This is a genomic window from Streptomyces microflavus (assembly GCF_014650075.1).
In the GTDB taxonomy this organism is placed as follows: domain Bacteria; phylum Actinomycetota; class Actinomycetes; order Streptomycetales; family Streptomycetaceae; genus Streptomyces; species Streptomyces microflavus.
This window is the reverse complement of record NZ_BMUG01000008.1, coordinates 211,771-227,572: the sequence shown is the minus strand read 5'-3', so window position 1 is coordinate 227,572 and position 15,802 is coordinate 211,771. Positions and strand designations below refer to the sequence as shown.

11 protein-coding genes are annotated in these 15,802 nt (G+C 69.7%); all 11 read right to left on the bottom strand.

Annotated elements, in window-relative coordinates:
• Positions 1 to 98: 98 nt before the first annotated feature.
• The 11 genes from IE264_RS23815 to dnaK all read right to left on the bottom strand — a co-directional run bounded on the left by IE264_RS23815 (position 99) and on the right by dnaK (position 15,450).
• The gene (locus IE264_RS23815; RefSeq protein WP_032755441.1) at positions 99 to 2,270 is read right to left on the bottom strand and encodes an FUSC family protein; all 2,172 of its coding nucleotides are present in this window, start codon (positions 2,268 to 2,270) and stop codon (positions 99 to 101) included.
• A 145-nt stretch (positions 2,271 to 2,415) separates the two neighbouring features.
• Complete coding sequence (locus IE264_RS23810) at positions 2,416 to 3,537, bottom strand: hypothetical protein (RefSeq protein WP_032755443.1); 1,122 nt, start codon at positions 3,535 to 3,537, stop codon at positions 2,416 to 2,418.
• 189 nt (positions 3,538 to 3,726) lie between these two features.
• Complete coding sequence (gene uvrA, locus IE264_RS23805; RefSeq protein WP_229887719.1) at positions 3,727 to 6,189, bottom strand: excinuclease ABC subunit UvrA; 2,463 nt, start codon at positions 6,187 to 6,189, stop codon at positions 3,727 to 3,729.
• A gap of 201 nt (positions 6,190 to 6,390) precedes the next feature.
• Positions 6,391 to 8,151: an FAD-dependent oxidoreductase gene (locus IE264_RS23800; protein WP_051821749.1), complete on the bottom strand. Its 1,761-nt coding sequence runs from the start codon at positions 8,149 to 8,151 to the stop codon at positions 6,391 to 6,393.
• On the bottom strand, positions 8,151 to 8,414 hold the full coding sequence (locus tag IE264_RS23795) for a UBP-type zinc finger domain-containing protein (protein ID WP_018516017.1): 264 nt from the start codon (positions 8,412 to 8,414) through the stop codon (positions 8,151 to 8,153). Before IE264_RS23795 ends, IE264_RS23800 begins: the two co-directional genes overlap by 1 nt.
• Before the next feature lie 72 nt (positions 8,415 to 8,486).
• Positions 8,487 to 8,945: a thioredoxin gene (trxA, locus tag IE264_RS23790; RefSeq protein WP_032755445.1), complete on the bottom strand. Its 459-nt coding sequence runs from the start codon at positions 8,943 to 8,945 to the stop codon at positions 8,487 to 8,489.
• Entirely contained in the window at positions 8,942 to 11,581 is a 2,640-nt protein-coding gene (clpB, locus tag IE264_RS23785) for an ATP-dependent chaperone ClpB (RefSeq protein WP_032755447.1), read from the bottom strand. The genes trxA and clpB overlap by 4 nt, the downstream gene beginning before the upstream one ends.
• On the bottom strand, positions 11,572 to 11,982 hold the full coding sequence (locus IE264_RS23780) for a chaperone modulator CbpM (RefSeq protein ID WP_032755449.1): 411 nt from the start codon (positions 11,980 to 11,982) through the stop codon (positions 11,572 to 11,574). The genes clpB and IE264_RS23780 overlap by 10 nt, the downstream gene beginning before the upstream one ends.
• A complete protein-coding gene (locus IE264_RS23775) occupies positions 11,979 to 12,932 on the bottom strand; it encodes a DnaJ C-terminal domain-containing protein (protein WP_032755452.1) in 954 nt (317 codons plus the stop codon). Before IE264_RS23775 ends, IE264_RS23780 begins: the two co-directional genes overlap by 4 nt.
• A 6-nt stretch (positions 12,933 to 12,938) precedes the next feature.
• Entirely contained in the window at positions 12,939 to 13,544 is a 606-nt protein-coding gene (locus tag IE264_RS23770) for a nucleotide exchange factor GrpE (RefSeq protein ID WP_032755455.1), read from the bottom strand.
• 7 nt (positions 13,545 to 13,551) lie between these two features.
• The gene (dnaK, locus tag IE264_RS23765; protein WP_032755456.1) at positions 13,552 to 15,450 is read right to left on the bottom strand and encodes a molecular chaperone DnaK; all 1,899 of its coding nucleotides are present in this window, start codon (positions 15,448 to 15,450) and stop codon (positions 13,552 to 13,554) included.
• Between the last annotated feature and the right edge of the window lie 352 nt (positions 15,451 to 15,802).

The following is a 15,802-nucleotide window of genomic DNA, read 5'->3' as shown; positions in this document are numbered from 1 at the left end:
CTGATCGCTGCGTCCTAAGCGTGAAGCTCCCTCATCTTGGCCATCTGTCGGACCAGGCGGACCTCGGAAGCGGGGCGCACGCCTGCTGCGACAGGTGGTCATCCACCCCGGTGCGCGGGTTCCGAACCATCGCCTTGTGCCTCCACCGCTTCCCGCACTCGCTGGTCCTCGCGCAGGGAGCCGACATCGCGCTCCAAAGGGGTGCGGCTCACCGCTGTCGCCAGGTTTTCCAGGGCGTGCTTCTGCAGGTCTGCCTCGCTCCGTAGCGCAGGGCTCCGGCCACCGGCTCTTTCCCATGTCTGGAGGGCCTTCTCCACGCGTGCCCAGTCCGGGTCCCTGTGCTCGCGCATAGCGGCTGCCGCCTGCTCCGTGTCCGATTCCAGGGCTTCGGCCAACGCCTCCACCTCGGGAGCGGAAGGGTTGTCGTCGTGCGGGACGCGGCTCTCCATGAGCGTTGCTGCTCTGTCGAAACCTTCGAGCGCCTCCTGAGCAGCCTTCGCCTCTTGCGCAGTCAGGCCCCTGGGGCGGACCGGTTCCTGTTGTGCCCGGTCGTAAGCCTCCTGCCAGGCGGCGCGGGCTCTTCTGCTCGCCAGTTGGGCGCTGCGCATGTCGGCACGGCGGTCCGCGGTCGGTTCGGCGAAGTGGCGGAGCACTGCCGCCGCGTGGCGGCCGTTGGCGGCAAGCCAGTCCGCCAGCCGCTCCCGTAGCCGGGGCGTCTCCCACGCGGGAAAGACCGCGTAGGCCAGCATGGCCAGGGCTCCGCCCAGCAGAGTGAGGGCCATCCGCTCCGGAACCGTCTGTTCCCATGCCTGGCCGCCCATGCCGAGCAGGAAGACGACGTAGGCGGCGGCGAAGCACTGGGAGTAGGCGTAGCCCGTACGAATCAGGGTGTATGACAGGCCCGCCGAGACCACCGCCAGCGCACCGAAGAGACGGGCGTCCGGGCCCAGGGCCTCCACGGCTCCGGTGGCGAGCGCGACACCCACCAGAGTCCCGGCGAGACGGGCGACCGCACGCGCGTACGTCCGGTGGAAGTCCGGGCGCATCACCATGACCGAGGCGATGGGCGCCCAGTAGCCGTGCCCCAGGGGCAGCTGAGCGGCGATGAGGTAGCCGAGCGTGGCCACCGCCGCCAGCCGAACGGCATGCCGGAAGACGGGCGAGTCGCGTCGGAGCTCACGGCGGACCGCCCGTGCGACGACCGGAACAAGCCGGAACATGGTCGGGCGCTCCAGTAACTCGCCGCGTGCGCCTCCGTGGCGCACAGGCGTCCTTCTGCGCGCGTTGCCGCACTCCGCGATCTCCAGCGCCTCGCCGAGCAGTTCCCTGAGCCTTTCGGCGGCCTGCCTCGCCGGACCTTCGAGCACCTCGTGCTTCGTGCCTTCTCGCAGGAGCTCCGAGGCTCTTGGCGGTACCTCGACGGGGGTGCCTCGCCGGATCGACCGGGCGGCCGCGTCCAACACCTCAGCGGCCGCGTCGAGCAGTTCCCGCGCGCGGTCCCGCCCGGGACCCTCGGCCGGGGCGCCGATGTCAGGGTCGGCCAGCGCGGCGATGGCCGGCACCATGCGCTCGGCAACTCCTCGCGGACCGTGCAGGGCGACGGGGCGCGTGCGAGCCTGAGACGGCGTCACGGCCGCCGCGTCCCGGGCTGTCATCAAGGGCTCGGGGTCGAACCCGGCCGTCGGGTCGTGCCGGAGCCGACGGGCGTAGTCCGCCACGGCGGCCAGAGCGTCGGCGAGCGCGTCCCGATGCGCCCCCCATCGGCGGATCGGGAACAGCAGGATCAGTAATGCCTGCACCACTCCGCCGAGCGCGATGATCCCGGCGTGCTCCAGGGCCCGTCCGGCGCTCGTGGGCAGGGTGATGGTCACCAGCATGCTGCCGACGGTCGTCGCCGCGACGATCCCAGCGGTCGATCCGACGGCCCACGCCAGCCCCGCCACGAAGGTCCAGAGGGCCAGCAGCGGAAGGAACGTCACGAGTTGCCCCGCCGCCAGGTACCCCGCCAGGGTGCTGAGCGCCAACCCCGCGCCCGCGCCGAGCGCGATCACCTTGCGTGGGCGCCAGGCGCGCTGGAAGGTGGCCCCACCCGCGGAGAAGGCGCCGAGGGCGGCGGATGCGGCGTACGCAGGGGAGCCGAGCCACAGCGCCGGCCCGACGAGGAGTGCCACACCGACGGCCGCGCGCAGAGCGAGCAGGGGCTCCAGGCGCGTCTCCTCGATGCTGAGCCCGGATCGGAGGACGTCCCTCAAGGCCCTCGGCCACGTCATGGGTGCGGGCCCAGCCGGAAGGTCGTTTCAGCTCGCGTCGGCCGGATCGCCGGAGCCACCATCATGTTCATCTCATCATCGCCGAGGAGAGGGGCGGGACAGGCCGTGTGCCGTCGCCACCGGTGCGTGTGCATCTTGCCTGCGGCTAGCCATCGTGCTCGCCCTGGAGCATGTGGCGACGTTCCTGTTCGCGCGTGGAATAGGCCGCTGCTCGGATCGCCTCGTCGCTCTCCAGCCCCGACCCCAGCGCGCCGCCCACTGTGGCAATCGAAGCCACGAACCATGACAGCGTGCAGTAGTTCTGCGCGTTCAACGGATGCCGGGTCGCGGAGGCGAACACGTGGCCGTTGAGCACGAAGAGCGCCCACACGAAGCTGACGACCATCAGGCCGACGTAGCAGACGGCCGCCCCGATGCTCACGGTCACCAGGGTCGACGTGTTGTAGAGAACCGATCGCTGCCTCGCCTCCGGCGATCCTTCCGTTGTGCGATGCCACAGGTTCGCGTCCACGATCAGCCAGCCGATCATGAGCCCGACGGAACCGACCGTGGCGACGACGAGGCGTGGCGTGCCCAGGGAGGTGGCCAGGCTCCAGACGGTGTCGTCCACCGTGGCGATGGCTCCCGTGGCGAGTGCGGCGGCCAGGGCTTTGGACAGGCCCGGCACCAGCCGCCACGGCCGGTTGGCGCGGACCATGCCGACGAGCAATTTGACGTAGCCGCGCGGGCCGTCGGCGACGTAGCGCAGATCGGCGAGCTCCTCCTCGTCGACAGGGCCCGGGCGGATGGGCGCGAGGCGGCCGGCGAAGGGGCCGAGCGGCGGTCGGCGATAGGCAGCTTGCTCACATCCGGGGGACCGCGAAGCGGCCAGGCTGAGCACGGCTTCCTCCACGACCCGCCGTGCCTTTCCCTGCAACCGCCAGCCCCCCAGGGACGGAAGGGAAAGCAACGCCGTCCCGTGTTCGTGGCTCAAATCCACGACGAGCCTTCGCCTGTGCGAGTGCAGCGGAAGGTCGGTGAGGGCCACGACGATGTCCCAGCTCTCCGCACTTCCGTCCTCCACGATCCGGCGCATCAACGTGGACGGGTCCTCGGCGTCCGCGGTGAAGGGCCTGCTGACCACCTCGACAGCGAACCGTCTCTGCCGGCCGGACTTCTCGGCGAGCCGGGCGGGAAGGGTCCGTGCCAGGCGCTTCGCGACCACGGTCGGCGCGTCCGGGTCCGCGAGGAGAACGACCACCGTGACGACCTGCGACGACGCTTGCATGACTGCATCCTTCTCGTTGTCCGTCCCCGCGACCGCAAATGCCCACAGAATGCCTCCGGCGTGGCGTCGGCCGTGCGATGACACGCTGGCCCCGGCCGGCCGGTACGGGCGGAGCGGCCGGATTTCCGTCGTTCTGCCCGTACGGGGCCTGCTCTCCGTGGCGGGGTGATCAGCCCTCTCGGACCATCGTCAGGAGCTTGCGAGCCGGGCCGCGAGATAGCGTGCGGTGGCGCTACGGCGGGCCTTCGCGACCTTGGCCGGCGGGCCCGCCGCGACCACCCGTCCGCCCGCGTCGCCGCCGCCCGGCCCGAGGTCGATGACCCAGTCGGCGGTGGTGATCGTGTCCAGGTCGTGCTCGACGAGGACGACCGTGTTGCCCGCGTCGACGAGGCGGTGCAGCTGGCGCAGCAGCAGTGCGACGTCCGAGGGGTGCAGGCCCGCCGTCGGTTCGTCGAGCAGGTAGAGCGCGTGGCCACGACGGGCCCGCTGCAGTTCGGTGGCCAGTTTGATGCGCTGCGCCTCACCGCCGCTGAGCTCCGTGGCGGGCTGCCCCAGCCGCAGGTACCCCAGTCCCACCTCGCGCAACGTCTCCAGACTGCGGGCGGCGGCCGGGACGGCGGAAAGGAACTCGGCGGCGTCGTCGACGGACAGCGCCAGTACGTCCGCGATGTTCTTGCCACGGTAGGTGACTTCCAGCGTTTCGGCGTTGTACCGGGCGCCCTGGCATGTCGGGCAGGGGGCGTAGGTCCCGGGCAGGAAGAGCAGTTCCACCGCGACGAATCCTTCGCCCTGGCAGGTCTCGCACCGCCCTTCGGGCACGTTGAAGGAGAACCGGCCGGCCGTGTAGCCGCGCTCCCTGGCCTCGTCCGTCGCCGCGTACAGCTTGCGCACCGCGTCGAACATCCCGGTGTACGTGGCCAGATTGGACCGAGGAGTACGCCCGATGGGCCGCTGGTCGACCCGGACCAGCCGGTCGAACGACTCGACCCCCGACGCGTCCTGAACGTCTAGCTCCAGTCGCGCCTCGTCGGGATCCTCGGTCACGAGTCCGAGGTGGCCTCGCACGACCTCGGCGAGCACCTGCGTGACCAGCGTCGACTTTCCGGAACCGGACACACCCGTCACCGCCGTCAGGACGCACAGCGGTACGTCAACTGACACGTCACGCAGATTGTGGCGGGACACGCCGCTCAGGTGCAGCCAGCCGTGCGGTGTGCGCGGCCGGTGATCGAGCGGCTCGGCGCGCCCGAACAGATGCTGGCTCGTGGCCGACTCCTCCACCTGCTCAAGACCGGCGACGGGGCCGCTGTACAGCACGCGCCCGCCGCCCTCACCGGCGCCGGGGCCGATGTCGACCACCCAGTCCGCCCGCCGTACGACGTCCATGTCGTGCTCCACGACGAACAGTGAGTTGCCCGCAGACTTGAGACGCTCCAGCACGTCCAGCAGCGGTTCCGCGTCAGCCGGGTGCAGACCCGCGGAGGGTTCGTCGAGGACGTACACGACGCCGAACAGCCCCGAGCGCAATTGCGTGGCGATCCGTAGGCGTTGCGCCTCGCCGGGCGACAGGGTCGTAGAGCGGCGCCCGAGGCTGAGATACCCCAGGCCCAGGTCGAGCAGTACGTCGACCCGCGCGACCAGATCGCCGCAGATCCGGACCGCGACCTCGGTCGTTTCCCCGGACCGGGCGGTGGAAGTGGTGGCGTCGGCCTCGGGCCGCCGTGCGACGGGCCGCAGCAGCGCCGCGACCTCGTTCAACGGCATCGCGTTGACTTCGGCGATGGAACGTCCGGCGAAGGTCACGGCGAGCGCCTCGGGCCGCAGTCCGCTGCCGTGGCACTCGGGGCAGGGCACGCTCCTGACGAACCGGAGCGCCCGTTCGCGCATCTTCTCGCTCTTGGAGTCGGCAAGGACGTGCATGACGTGCTTGCGGGCGCTCCAGAACGTGCCCTGGTAGCCGTAGTCGATGCGGTCCTCCTCCGGCTCGATGTAGACGGAGGGCTGCTCATCGGTGTACAGCAGCCAGTCCCGGTCCTTCTTCCTGAGCCTGCGCCACGGCCGGTCGATGTCGATGCCCAGGCCGCTCACCACGCTGCGCAGGTTGGCCCCCTGCCAGGCCCCCGGCCAGGCTGCGATCGCGCCCTCGCGGATGCTCAGCGAGGGGTCCGGGACGAGCAGCTCCTCGGCGACATCGTGGACGACGCCCAGTCCGTGGCACTCCGGGCAGGCCCCGGCCGGGGTGTTCGGTGAGAACGACTCGGCTTCCAGCCGTGCGGCCCGGGGCGGATAGGTGCCGGCGCGGGAGTACAGCATGCGCAGCAGATTGGACAGTGTGGTGATGGTGCCGACCGTCGAGCGCGAACTGGGCGCCCCGCGTCGCTGCTGCAGGGCCACCGCCGGTGGCAGTCCGGTGATTTCCTGCACGTGCGGTGCACCGACCTGCTGCAACAGCCTCCGGACGTACGGTGCCACGGACTCGAAGTAGCGCCGCTGCGCCTCAGCGTAGAGCGTGCCGAACGCGAGTGAGGACTTGCCGGAGCCGGAGACGCCCGTGAAGGCGACCATCGCGTTCCGCGGAAGATCGACATCGATGTTCCGCAGGTTGTTCTCACTGGCACCCCGGACATGCACGAAGGGGTCAATCGCGTCCATGTTCACCCTTCCTGAGTACCTGATCACGCCGGGAACCGCGCGACGGGAGCCGGCGAGCGGCCGCGACGGGTGAGCGGGGGAGTGGGCGGTCACCTGCGTCATCCCACCGGGACGCCGGGTGGCACCACTACCGGGCGCAGGCCCTCACCGCTGCCGCACTGGACTGATGATGTCCAACCCTGAGGGTCTACTGGTGAAAGATCAGCGCCGAGATGCGGACCGGTCCGCCTCCGGTTGAGGCCTCTCAGGGCCTGTGGCGCGGTCGCGGACGAGGTTGCCGGCATTCTCGCGGTGTTCGTGCACGAGGCGAATGGCCATGGCGCCTTCACCGGTGGCCGAGGCAACTCGTTTGACCGAGCCGCTCCTCACGTCGCCGGCCGCGAAGACCCCGGGAAGGCTGGTCTCCAGCAGCAAGGGAGCACGGCCGAGTGCGTCCCACCGGGTCGCGTCGGCAGCAGCCCGGGCGTCAGCCCCCGTCAGGACGAAGCCCTTCTCGTCCAGGGCGAGGGCTCCCCTCAGCCACTCCGTGCGCGGGCGGGCCCCGATGAACACGAACAGCGCGGCGGCCCGCAGCGGGCGGCGCTCACCGCGTGTGTTGTCCTCGACGCTCAGCGACTCCAGTTTGTCCTTCCCGGAGACGCCCCGGACTTCGGTGTGGAGGAGCACCTCGATCTTCGGATGACGTTCGACCTGGTCCACCAGGTATCGGGACATGTCCGCGTTGAGGTCGCCGCCCCGGACGAGGAGGTGGACTCCGGACGCGTGTTGCGCCAGGAACAGCGCCGCCTGGCCGGCGGAGTTGCCCCCGCCGACCACCGCGACCGGGTCCGCCTCGCAGAGACTCGCCTCGTGCACGGTCGCCGCGTAGTAGACGCTGATGCCCTCCAGCCGCTCGATGCCGGGCACCTCGAGCCTGCGGTACCGGACACCCGAGGCGAGCACCACGGCGCCCGCCCGGACGTGGGACCCGTCTGTGAAGGTGACCACGTACGCGTCGTCCTGCGGTGTGAGCTTGTTGACCTGGGCCGGCACCATGAGGCGGGCACCGAATTTGTGGGCCTGGAGCACCGCGCGTTCGATGAGCTCGCCTCCGGAGATGCCCGACGGGAAGCCGAGGGAGTTCTCGATGCGGGACGAGGTGCCTGCCTGGCCTCCGGTGGCCACGGCGTCGACGGAGATCGTGGTGAGGCCGTCGGAGGCGCCGTACACGGCTGCGGCGAGTCCCGCGGGGCCCGCGCCGACCACGATGACGTCGCACTGGGCGTCCTTCGCCGTGGGGGTGGGCAGCCCGATGAGCCTGGCGAGTTCGGCGTTGCTCGGATTGCGCAGCACTCGATCGCCCTTCCAGAGGACGACCGGAGTCTCCTCGGGGCGGATGGAGAACCGACGCAGCAGCGCCTCAGCTTCCTTGTCCCTCTCCAGATCCAGCCAGCGGTGGGGGAGCCTGTTGCGGGCAGCGAACTCCCGGAGCCGCCGCGTGTCCTGCGAGTAGCACGATCCCAGGATGCGGAAACCTGCGCCGAGGCCGATGAGGAGATACCGGCGGCCCAGGCAAGCCCGGAGGATCAGGTCACCGAGTACGGGGTCGCGGCCGATCAAGGTGCGCTGGCGTTCCACCGGCACGGCGAGGATCTCGCCGGCCTCACGGACCACCGCGGTGTCGAAGGCGGCCTGCCCCTCCAGCATTCCCAGCTCACCCAGGAACCTGCCGGGTCCGTGCAGCGCCATCGTGCGCTCTTCCCGATCGCCGTGGTCCTGAAGGATCTCGACGGTGCCGCTGAGGATCGCGAGGAACTCCCGGAACGGCTCTCCCTCCCGGTACAGCACCTCGCCTTCCGTGGTCCTGCGGCGCTCGCCGTGCGGGGTCAGGTTATGAAGCTGTTCCGTTGTCAAGCGGGGGAACGCTCCGTACCGGTCCGGTGTCTCACGGACCGCACCATTCCCGTGCTGCGCCGTGCTCATCAGACCAGAGCCTCGTGAACGTAGCACCAGCGCCAGTCCTCTCCCGGTTGGAAGGACTGGACGATGGGGTGCCCGGCACTGCCCGCGTGTCGTCGGGCGTGTTTGAGGGGTGAGGAATCGCAGCAGCCGACGTGCCCGCAGGTGAGGCAGAGGCGCAGGTGCACCCACGGGGAGTGCTCCTTGAGGCACTCCTCGCAGCCCTGCGGGGTGCGCGGTGTGACTGGCCGCACCATTGCCAGGTGCGGATCCGGAATCGTGGCCATGACGTTCTCCTCCCAAGTAGTGCGCTACCGCGTGGTTTCGGGGAGCCCTTGTGGTGGCCGGGTCGTGGTGACTCACTGCCCCGCAGTGGCCTGCCGGCCTTCCAGGGCTTGTTCGACCCACTGACGCAGGACGTGGGCCGGTGCCGCACCGACCTGTCGGGCGACCGTCTCGCCGTGGTCCTGGACGAGCAGCGTGGGCACTGCCTGGACCTCGAACCGCTGACTGACTCCTGGGTTCTTGTCGATGTCGACCTTGACGAGCTTGATCCGTCCGGCGAGGTCGCGGGCGACCTGTTCGAGGGCGGGGCTGACCATGCGGCAGGGGCCGCACCAGGTGGCCCAGAGGTCCACGACGACAGGTTGGACGGCGTTGTCGGCGACTTCGGTGAAGTCGCCGTCACCCGCGTCGACGACCCAGGGCAGCGGCTGCTTGCAGTGGCCGCATTTGGGGCGTCCCTCGGCGGCGACAGGAAGGCGGTTGTCGCGCCCGCAGTGCGGGCAGGTCACCGTCGTTGTACGTGTGGAGTTCACGCTGCCCTCGCTTCCCGGGCCTCTTCCGGCTGGTCGTAGGTGACCACCAGCTCTCCGTGTTCGGCGTCGACACGGACGGTCGCGCCGTCCTGGACGTCACCACGCAGAAGGGCACGTCCGACCAGCGTCTCCACCTCGTGGGAGATGTACCGCCGCAGCGGCCTGGCCCCGTACACCGGGTCGTAGCCCTGGTGGGAAATCACCTCTCGCGCCGCATCGGTGAGTTCTACGTCGATGCGGCGTTCCGCCAGCCGCTGCCGCAGTTCGTCGAACTGCAGCTCCACGATCCTTTCGATCTGCCGCTCGCCCAGCGGCTTGAACAGCACGATGTCGTCGACGCGGTTGAGGAACTCCGGGCGGAAGTGCCCGCGCAGCTCGCCCATCACCAGAGCGCGGGCGTCAGGTTTGATCTCACCCTCGGCGGTGGCGCCGTCGAGGAGGTGCTCGGAGCCGATGTTGGACGTCATGATGATCACGGTGTTGCGGAAGTTGACGGTGCGGCCCTGGGCGTCGGTGATGCGGCCGTCATCGAGGATCTGCAGCAGGGTGTTGAAGACGTCGCTGTGTGCCTTCTCGATCTCGTCGAACAGCACGACCGAGTACGGCTTGCGGCGTACGGCCTCGGTGAGTTGGCCGCCTTCCTCGTAGCCGACGTATCCGGGTGGTGCGCCCATGAGCCTGCTGACGGTGTGCCGTTCCTGGTACTCACTCATGTCGAGGCGGACCATGTTGTCCTCGGAGTCGAACAGCGCCCGGGCGAGAGTCTTGGTCAGCTCGGTCTTTCCGACGCCTGTGGGGCCGAGGAAGATGAAGGAACCGATGGGCCGGCGAGGGTCGCGGATGCCGGAGCGGGCGCGGATGATGGCGTCGGCGACGAGCTTGACGGCCTCGTCCTGGCCGACGACGCGCTCGCGGAGGATCTCGTCGAGGCGCAGCAGCTTGTCGCGTTCGCCTTCCTGCAGGCGGGCGACCGGGATGCCGGTCCAGGCGGCGACGATCTCCGCGATCTCCTCTTCGGTGACCACCTCGCGCAGCAGACGGTTCTGCCCCTGCCGGGTGGCCAGTTGCTCCTCCTCCGCCGCGAGTCGCCGCTCCAGGTCCTGGAGTTGGCCGTACCGCAGTTCGGCGGCACGGTTGAGGTCATAGGCGCGTTCGGCCTCCTCCGCGTCGTGGCGGACCTGCTCCAGTTCCTGGCGCAGCTCCTGCACCCGCCGGATCGCCTGCCGTTCGGCCTCCCATTGGGCGTGTTTGGCGTCGGCCTCACCGCGCAGGTCGGCCAGTTCCTTGCGCAGCTCCTCCAGGCGGGCTTGGCTCGCGGGGTCGGATTCCTTGGAGAGGGCGGCTTCCTCGATCTCCAGGCGGGTGACGCGGCGGGTGAGCTCGTCGAGTTCGGCAGGCATGGAGTCGATCTCGGTACGCAGCCGGGCGCAGGCCTCGTCGACGAGGTCGATGGCCTTGTCGGGCAGGAACCGGTCCGTGATGTAGCGGTGGCTGAGGGTGGCGGCCGAGACCAGTGCGGTGTCCTGGATCTTGACGCCGTGGAAGACCTCCAGGCGCTCACGCAGTCCACGCAGGATAGAGATGGTGTCCTCGACGCTGGGCTCGCCGACCAGGACCTGCTGGAACCGTCGTTCCAGCGCGGCGTCCTTTTCGATGTGCTTGCGGTACTCGTCGAGGGTGGTGGCGCCGATCATGTGCAGTTCACCGCGGGCAAGCATCGGCTTGAGCATGTTCCCCGCGTCCATGGCCCCTTCGGCGGCGCCCGCACCGACGACGGTGTGCAGTTCGTCGACGAAGAGCAAGATGCCGCCCTGTGCGGCCTTGACCTCGCTGAGCACGGCCTTGAGGCGTTCCTCGAACTCGCCTCGGTACTTGGCGCCGGCAACGAGGGATCCCATGTCGAGGGCGAACACGATCTTGTCGCGGAGTCCCTCGGGGACGTCGCCGCGGACGATGCGCTGGGCGAGGCCCTCGATGATGGCGGTCTTGCCGACACCGGGGTCTCCGATGAGAACCGGGTTGTTCTTGGACTTCCGGCTCAGGATCTGGGTGACGCGACGGATCTCGGCGTCCCGGCCGATGACCGGGTCGAGCCTGCCCTCCTTGGCCTCGGCGACGAGATCGCGACCGTACTTCTCCAGCGCCTCATAGGCCACTTCGGGGTTGGCGGAGGTGACCCGCTGATTGCCGCGGACCTGGGTGAGTGCGCCCAGGAACGAGTCCCTGGTGATCCCTGCCTGGTTGAGCAGACGTCCAGCGGCTGTTGATGCCCCCTCTTCGGCCAGGGCGAGCAGGAGGTGCTCCACGGACACGTACTCGTCCTTGAGCCGTTTGGCCTCCCGTTCAGCGGCGTCCAGCAGGCCGGCAAGGCGCTGAGTGACGAAAACCTGGCCGGGTGCCGCACCGGGGCCGGTGACCTTCGGGCGGCGGGACAGTTCCTCGCGCACGGCCGCGCGCAGTTCCGCCGGATCGCTTCCGGCCTGCTGCAGCAGGCGTGGGATCAGACCGTCCTCCTGATCGACGAGTGCGAGCAGCAGGTGTTCTCCGTCCACTTCGGTATGCCCCATGCGGCCGGCCGAGGACTGGGCCTCCTGGAGGGCTTCCTGGGATTTCTGTGTGAGGCGGTTCATGTCCATGGCGGTGTATCACTCCTCGTACCGCGGCCACGCAGGGCGGTTTCGAGCAGGCTGATGCGGTCGAGCAGGTCGAGCACCAGTCCGATGGATGCGTAATTGAGGCAGAGTCCGGAGCGCAGCCGCTGGATGCGGGCAAGTACCGCGGGGGCGTCGCGGTCGAAGACCAGGTGGCCGACGGCATCGCGTTCGGCGTCGACAAGCCCGAGGGCGACGAACCGGCGGACCAGATCCGGATGGAGACGCGATCGGCGGGCGACGGTCTCCAGGGAAAGTCCTGGGACGGGAACGAGCGCATAGCGGGCAGTCGTCGGAGCCGTAGCGGCATGGGCGACCGGCTGATCCGGGCGGTCGCCGGGACCGGACCGGGCGGTGCCCGCCGCTCCCGTGGGTCGGTCGGTCATCGCGTCCTCCTGGGGTCGAACGAGGAGGTCGCGGCCAGCTCCTCGAACAGTTCACGCTCCCGCTCACCCAGGGTGGGCGGCACCATGATGCGGAGTTCGGCGTACAGGTCGCCGCTCGCACCACGCGGGTTCGGCATGCCCTCGCCGCGCAACCGCAGCCGACGGCCGCTGGACGAGCCGGCGGGCACGGTGACCTTGGCCGTACCACCGCCGGGGGTGGGCACCGGCACGGTCGCGCCCAGGGCCGCCTCCCACGGGGAGACCGGGACCTGCACATGGACATCGCGGTCGTCCAGTCGGAACTGGGGATGGGACCGGATGCGCACCCGAAGGTGCAGGTCGCCTGCGGGTGCGGCACCACTGCCCCGCCCGCCTTCCCCCGCCAGCCGGATGCGCTGCCCGTCGGTGACGCCCGGCGGGACTTCGACCTCGTAGCGCCGCGGCTCACCGGAGGGCCCGGTGAGTGTGACGGTACGGCGGCCACCCTTGTGCGCCTCTTCGACGGTGAGCGGCAGTTCGGCCTCCTGGTCGGCTCCCGGTACGCCCGCGGAGCTGGCACCTGCGCCGAAGAGGGACCCGAGCAGGTCCTCGATGTTCACGTCCTCGGCCGAGAAGTCCTCGCCGAAGCCGGTGGTGTACCGGGCGCGGGGGCCGCCTGCGCCTGTGGTCCGCCGGGTACGGAATCCGCCGCCCGCTCCGGCCGCGACCCGTTCGTCGTAGTCCTCGGGGATCTTGCGGAAGTCCTCGCCGAAGCGGTCGTAGCGTGCCCGGGTCTTCGGATCGGACAGAACGCTGTGCGCCTCGTTGAGGTCCTTGAAGCGTTCCTCGGCCGACGGGTCCTTGTTGACGTCGGGATGGTGTCTGCGGGCGAGCTTGCGGTAGGCCTGCTGGATCTCGTCCTGGCTTGCGGTCCGCGACACTCCCAGCACTTCGTAGAAGTCCCGTGCCATGGCCGGTCACTCCCGCTTCGCGACAGTCACGGAGGCGGGCCTGAGCTGCCGATCGCCGTCGCCGTAGCCCGGGCGCAGCACCTGCACGACGGTGCCGGGCTCGATGTCGGGGTCATCGACCACGCTGACCACCTCGTGGTGGGCCGGGTCGAAGGCCACTCCGGTCTCCGCATGCCGCGGGTAGCCGAGCTGTTCGAGAACGCCCACCGCTTGGTCGCGGACTGCCCGGACGCCCTCCACGACCGCACCTGAGTCGGCGTCGGCGTGGGACAGGGCGAGTTCGAGGTTGTCCAGGACGGGCAGGAAGGCGGCGGCCGTACGCGAACGCTCGACCATCCGCTCCCGCTCCAACTCCCTCGCATGACGCTTGCGCAGGTTGTCGAGATCGGCGAGGGCGCGCCGCCAGCGGTCCTCCAGCTCCCGCACCGCCGCTGCGTGCTCGTCCGCCGCGGATGCGGGGCCGGCCGCGTCGGGTCGCGCTTCGTCCGCCGTCGCTTGCGGCCAGAGAGTCGGGCCGGGTTGATGCGGCTCCTCGCCAGGAGGGCTTACGGCGTCCTTCGGAGCCGGTCCGACCGACGCTGCCCGGTCAGGTTCTTCGGGAAGGCGGGTCATGGCGGCCTCAACCCTTGTCGAACTCGGCGTCGATGACGTCATCGTCGACGCTCCCACCGCTCGGGGGAGCATCGGCGGAAGCACCCTGACCCGGGTCGCCCGTGGCGGCAGCACCCGGCTGGGCAGCCAATCCGGCGAGGATCTGCTGGAGTTCGGAGGCCAGTGGCCGCACGCGCTCCACGCCGGCCTCTTCCTTGACCGCCGCCCGGGCATCGGAGATGAGCATCTCGGCACGTGCCCTCTCGTGCGCGGGGGCCGCGTCGCCCAGTTCGGCCAGGCGCTTCTCTACCTGGTACGCGACGGCGTCGAGCTCGTTGCGGGCGTCGACGGCTTCGCGGAGCTCCCGGTCCTGACCCTGGTTGCGCTCGGCCTCCTGCACCATGCGCTCGACCTCACCGCGGTCCAGGTTGGAGCTTTCGCTGATGGTGATGCCTTGTTCCTTGCCGGTGTCCCCGTCGCGCGCCGTGACATTGAGGATGCCGTTGGCGTCGATGTCGAAGGTGACCTCGATCTGCGGTTCACCTCGCGGCGCCGGCCGGATGTCGGTGAGCTGGAACCGGCCGAGCACGCGGTTGTCGGCAGCACGCTCGCGCTCACCCTGGAGGACCACCACATCAACGGCCGGTTGGTTGTCGTCGGCGGTGGAGAACGTCTCCGTACGCCGCACCGGGATGGTGGTGTTCCGCTCGATGATCTTCGTCATGACTCCGCCGCGCGTTTCGACGCCCAGAGACAGGGGCGTGACGTCGAGCAGCAGGACGTCCTTCACCTCACCCTTGAGCACTCCCGCCTGAATCGCGGCGCCCAGGGCCACGACTTCGTCGGGGTTGACGCTCATGTTGGGGTCCTTGCCGCCGGTCAGCCGACGGACCAGGGCCTGCACGGCAGGTATCCGGGTGGAGCCGCCCACGAGGATGACCTCGTCGATGTCGCTCTCGCCGACCTTGGCGTCGGCCATGGCCTGCTTGACCGGCTCCAGGCACCGCTCCACCAGATCGCCGGTGATCTGTTCGAAAGTGGAGCGCATGACGGATTCGGTGAGGTGTTTGGGGCCCGAGGCGTCGGCGGTGATGAACGGGAGGCTGACCTGCGTCTGGGTGACAGAGCTGAGTTCGGTCTTGGCCTTCTCCGCCGCCTCGAACAGTCGTTGCAGTGCCTGCGGGTCGTTCCGCAGGTCGATGCCGTTCTCCTTCTGGAAGCCGTCCGCGAGATGGTCCACCAGGCGCCGGTCGAAGTCGTCGCCACCCAGGTGGCTGTCCCCTGCGGTGGAACGCACCTCCACCACGCCGTCGCCGACGTCGAGGATGCTCACGTCGAAAGTTCCGCCGCCCAGGTCGAAGACGAGGACGGTCTCGTGCTCCTTCTTGTCCATGCCGTACGCGAGAGCGGCCGCCGTCGGCTCGTTGATGATCCGCAGTACCTCCAGCCCCGCGATCCGGCCGGCATCCTTGGTGGCGGTGCGCTGGGCGTCGTTGAAGTAGGCGGGGACCGTGATGACGGCCTCCGTGACACGCTCGCCCAGCTGCTTGGAGGCGTCGTCGGCGAGTTTGCGCAGCACCTGTGCGCTGATCTCCTCCGGCGCGTACAGCTTGTCGCGCACCTCGAAGCGGGCCGCCCCGCCGTCGCCCTCGACGACGTCGTACGCCACCGCTTTCGCCTCGTCGGAGATCTCGTCGAAGTGCCGGCCTATGAACCGCTTGGCCGAGTAGATGGTTCCTTTGGGGTTGAGGATCGCCTGGCGCCGGGCCATCTGGCCCACGATGCGCTCCCCCGTGTCGGTGAAGGCCACCACCGACGGTGTCGTCCGGTTGCCCTCGGTATTGGGAACCACGGACGGCTCGCCGCCCTCCCATGCGGCGATCACCGAGTTGGTGGTACCGAGGTCTATGCCCACTGCTCTGGCCATGAGGAACTCCTCCCGGTGCTGCGGCCTGCGCCGATTACCGGTTCGCTGTCGTTCGCCAACGGAGAAGACCTCCACGGAGGGCCGCGCACCCCGGGCTCTCGCACCCGGACCGAACGTCCCGAGCAGGGCAACCGACCCGTAGCGCTGCTCTGCTTCGGATTCCGCTACTTCTGGCGACGTGTACGCGGAGGCTTCCGAACGCCCCAAGCATGTCGAGCCGATGTACTCCGCGCCTGCGCCTGGCGGGACGAAAACGGATGGGCCCACTCGCCCTGCACGCACTAAGGTGAGATTGCGGACATTACGCACTGAATGGCCTCGCGGGCAGTGACCCGGAGCAGCGCTTGTCCGG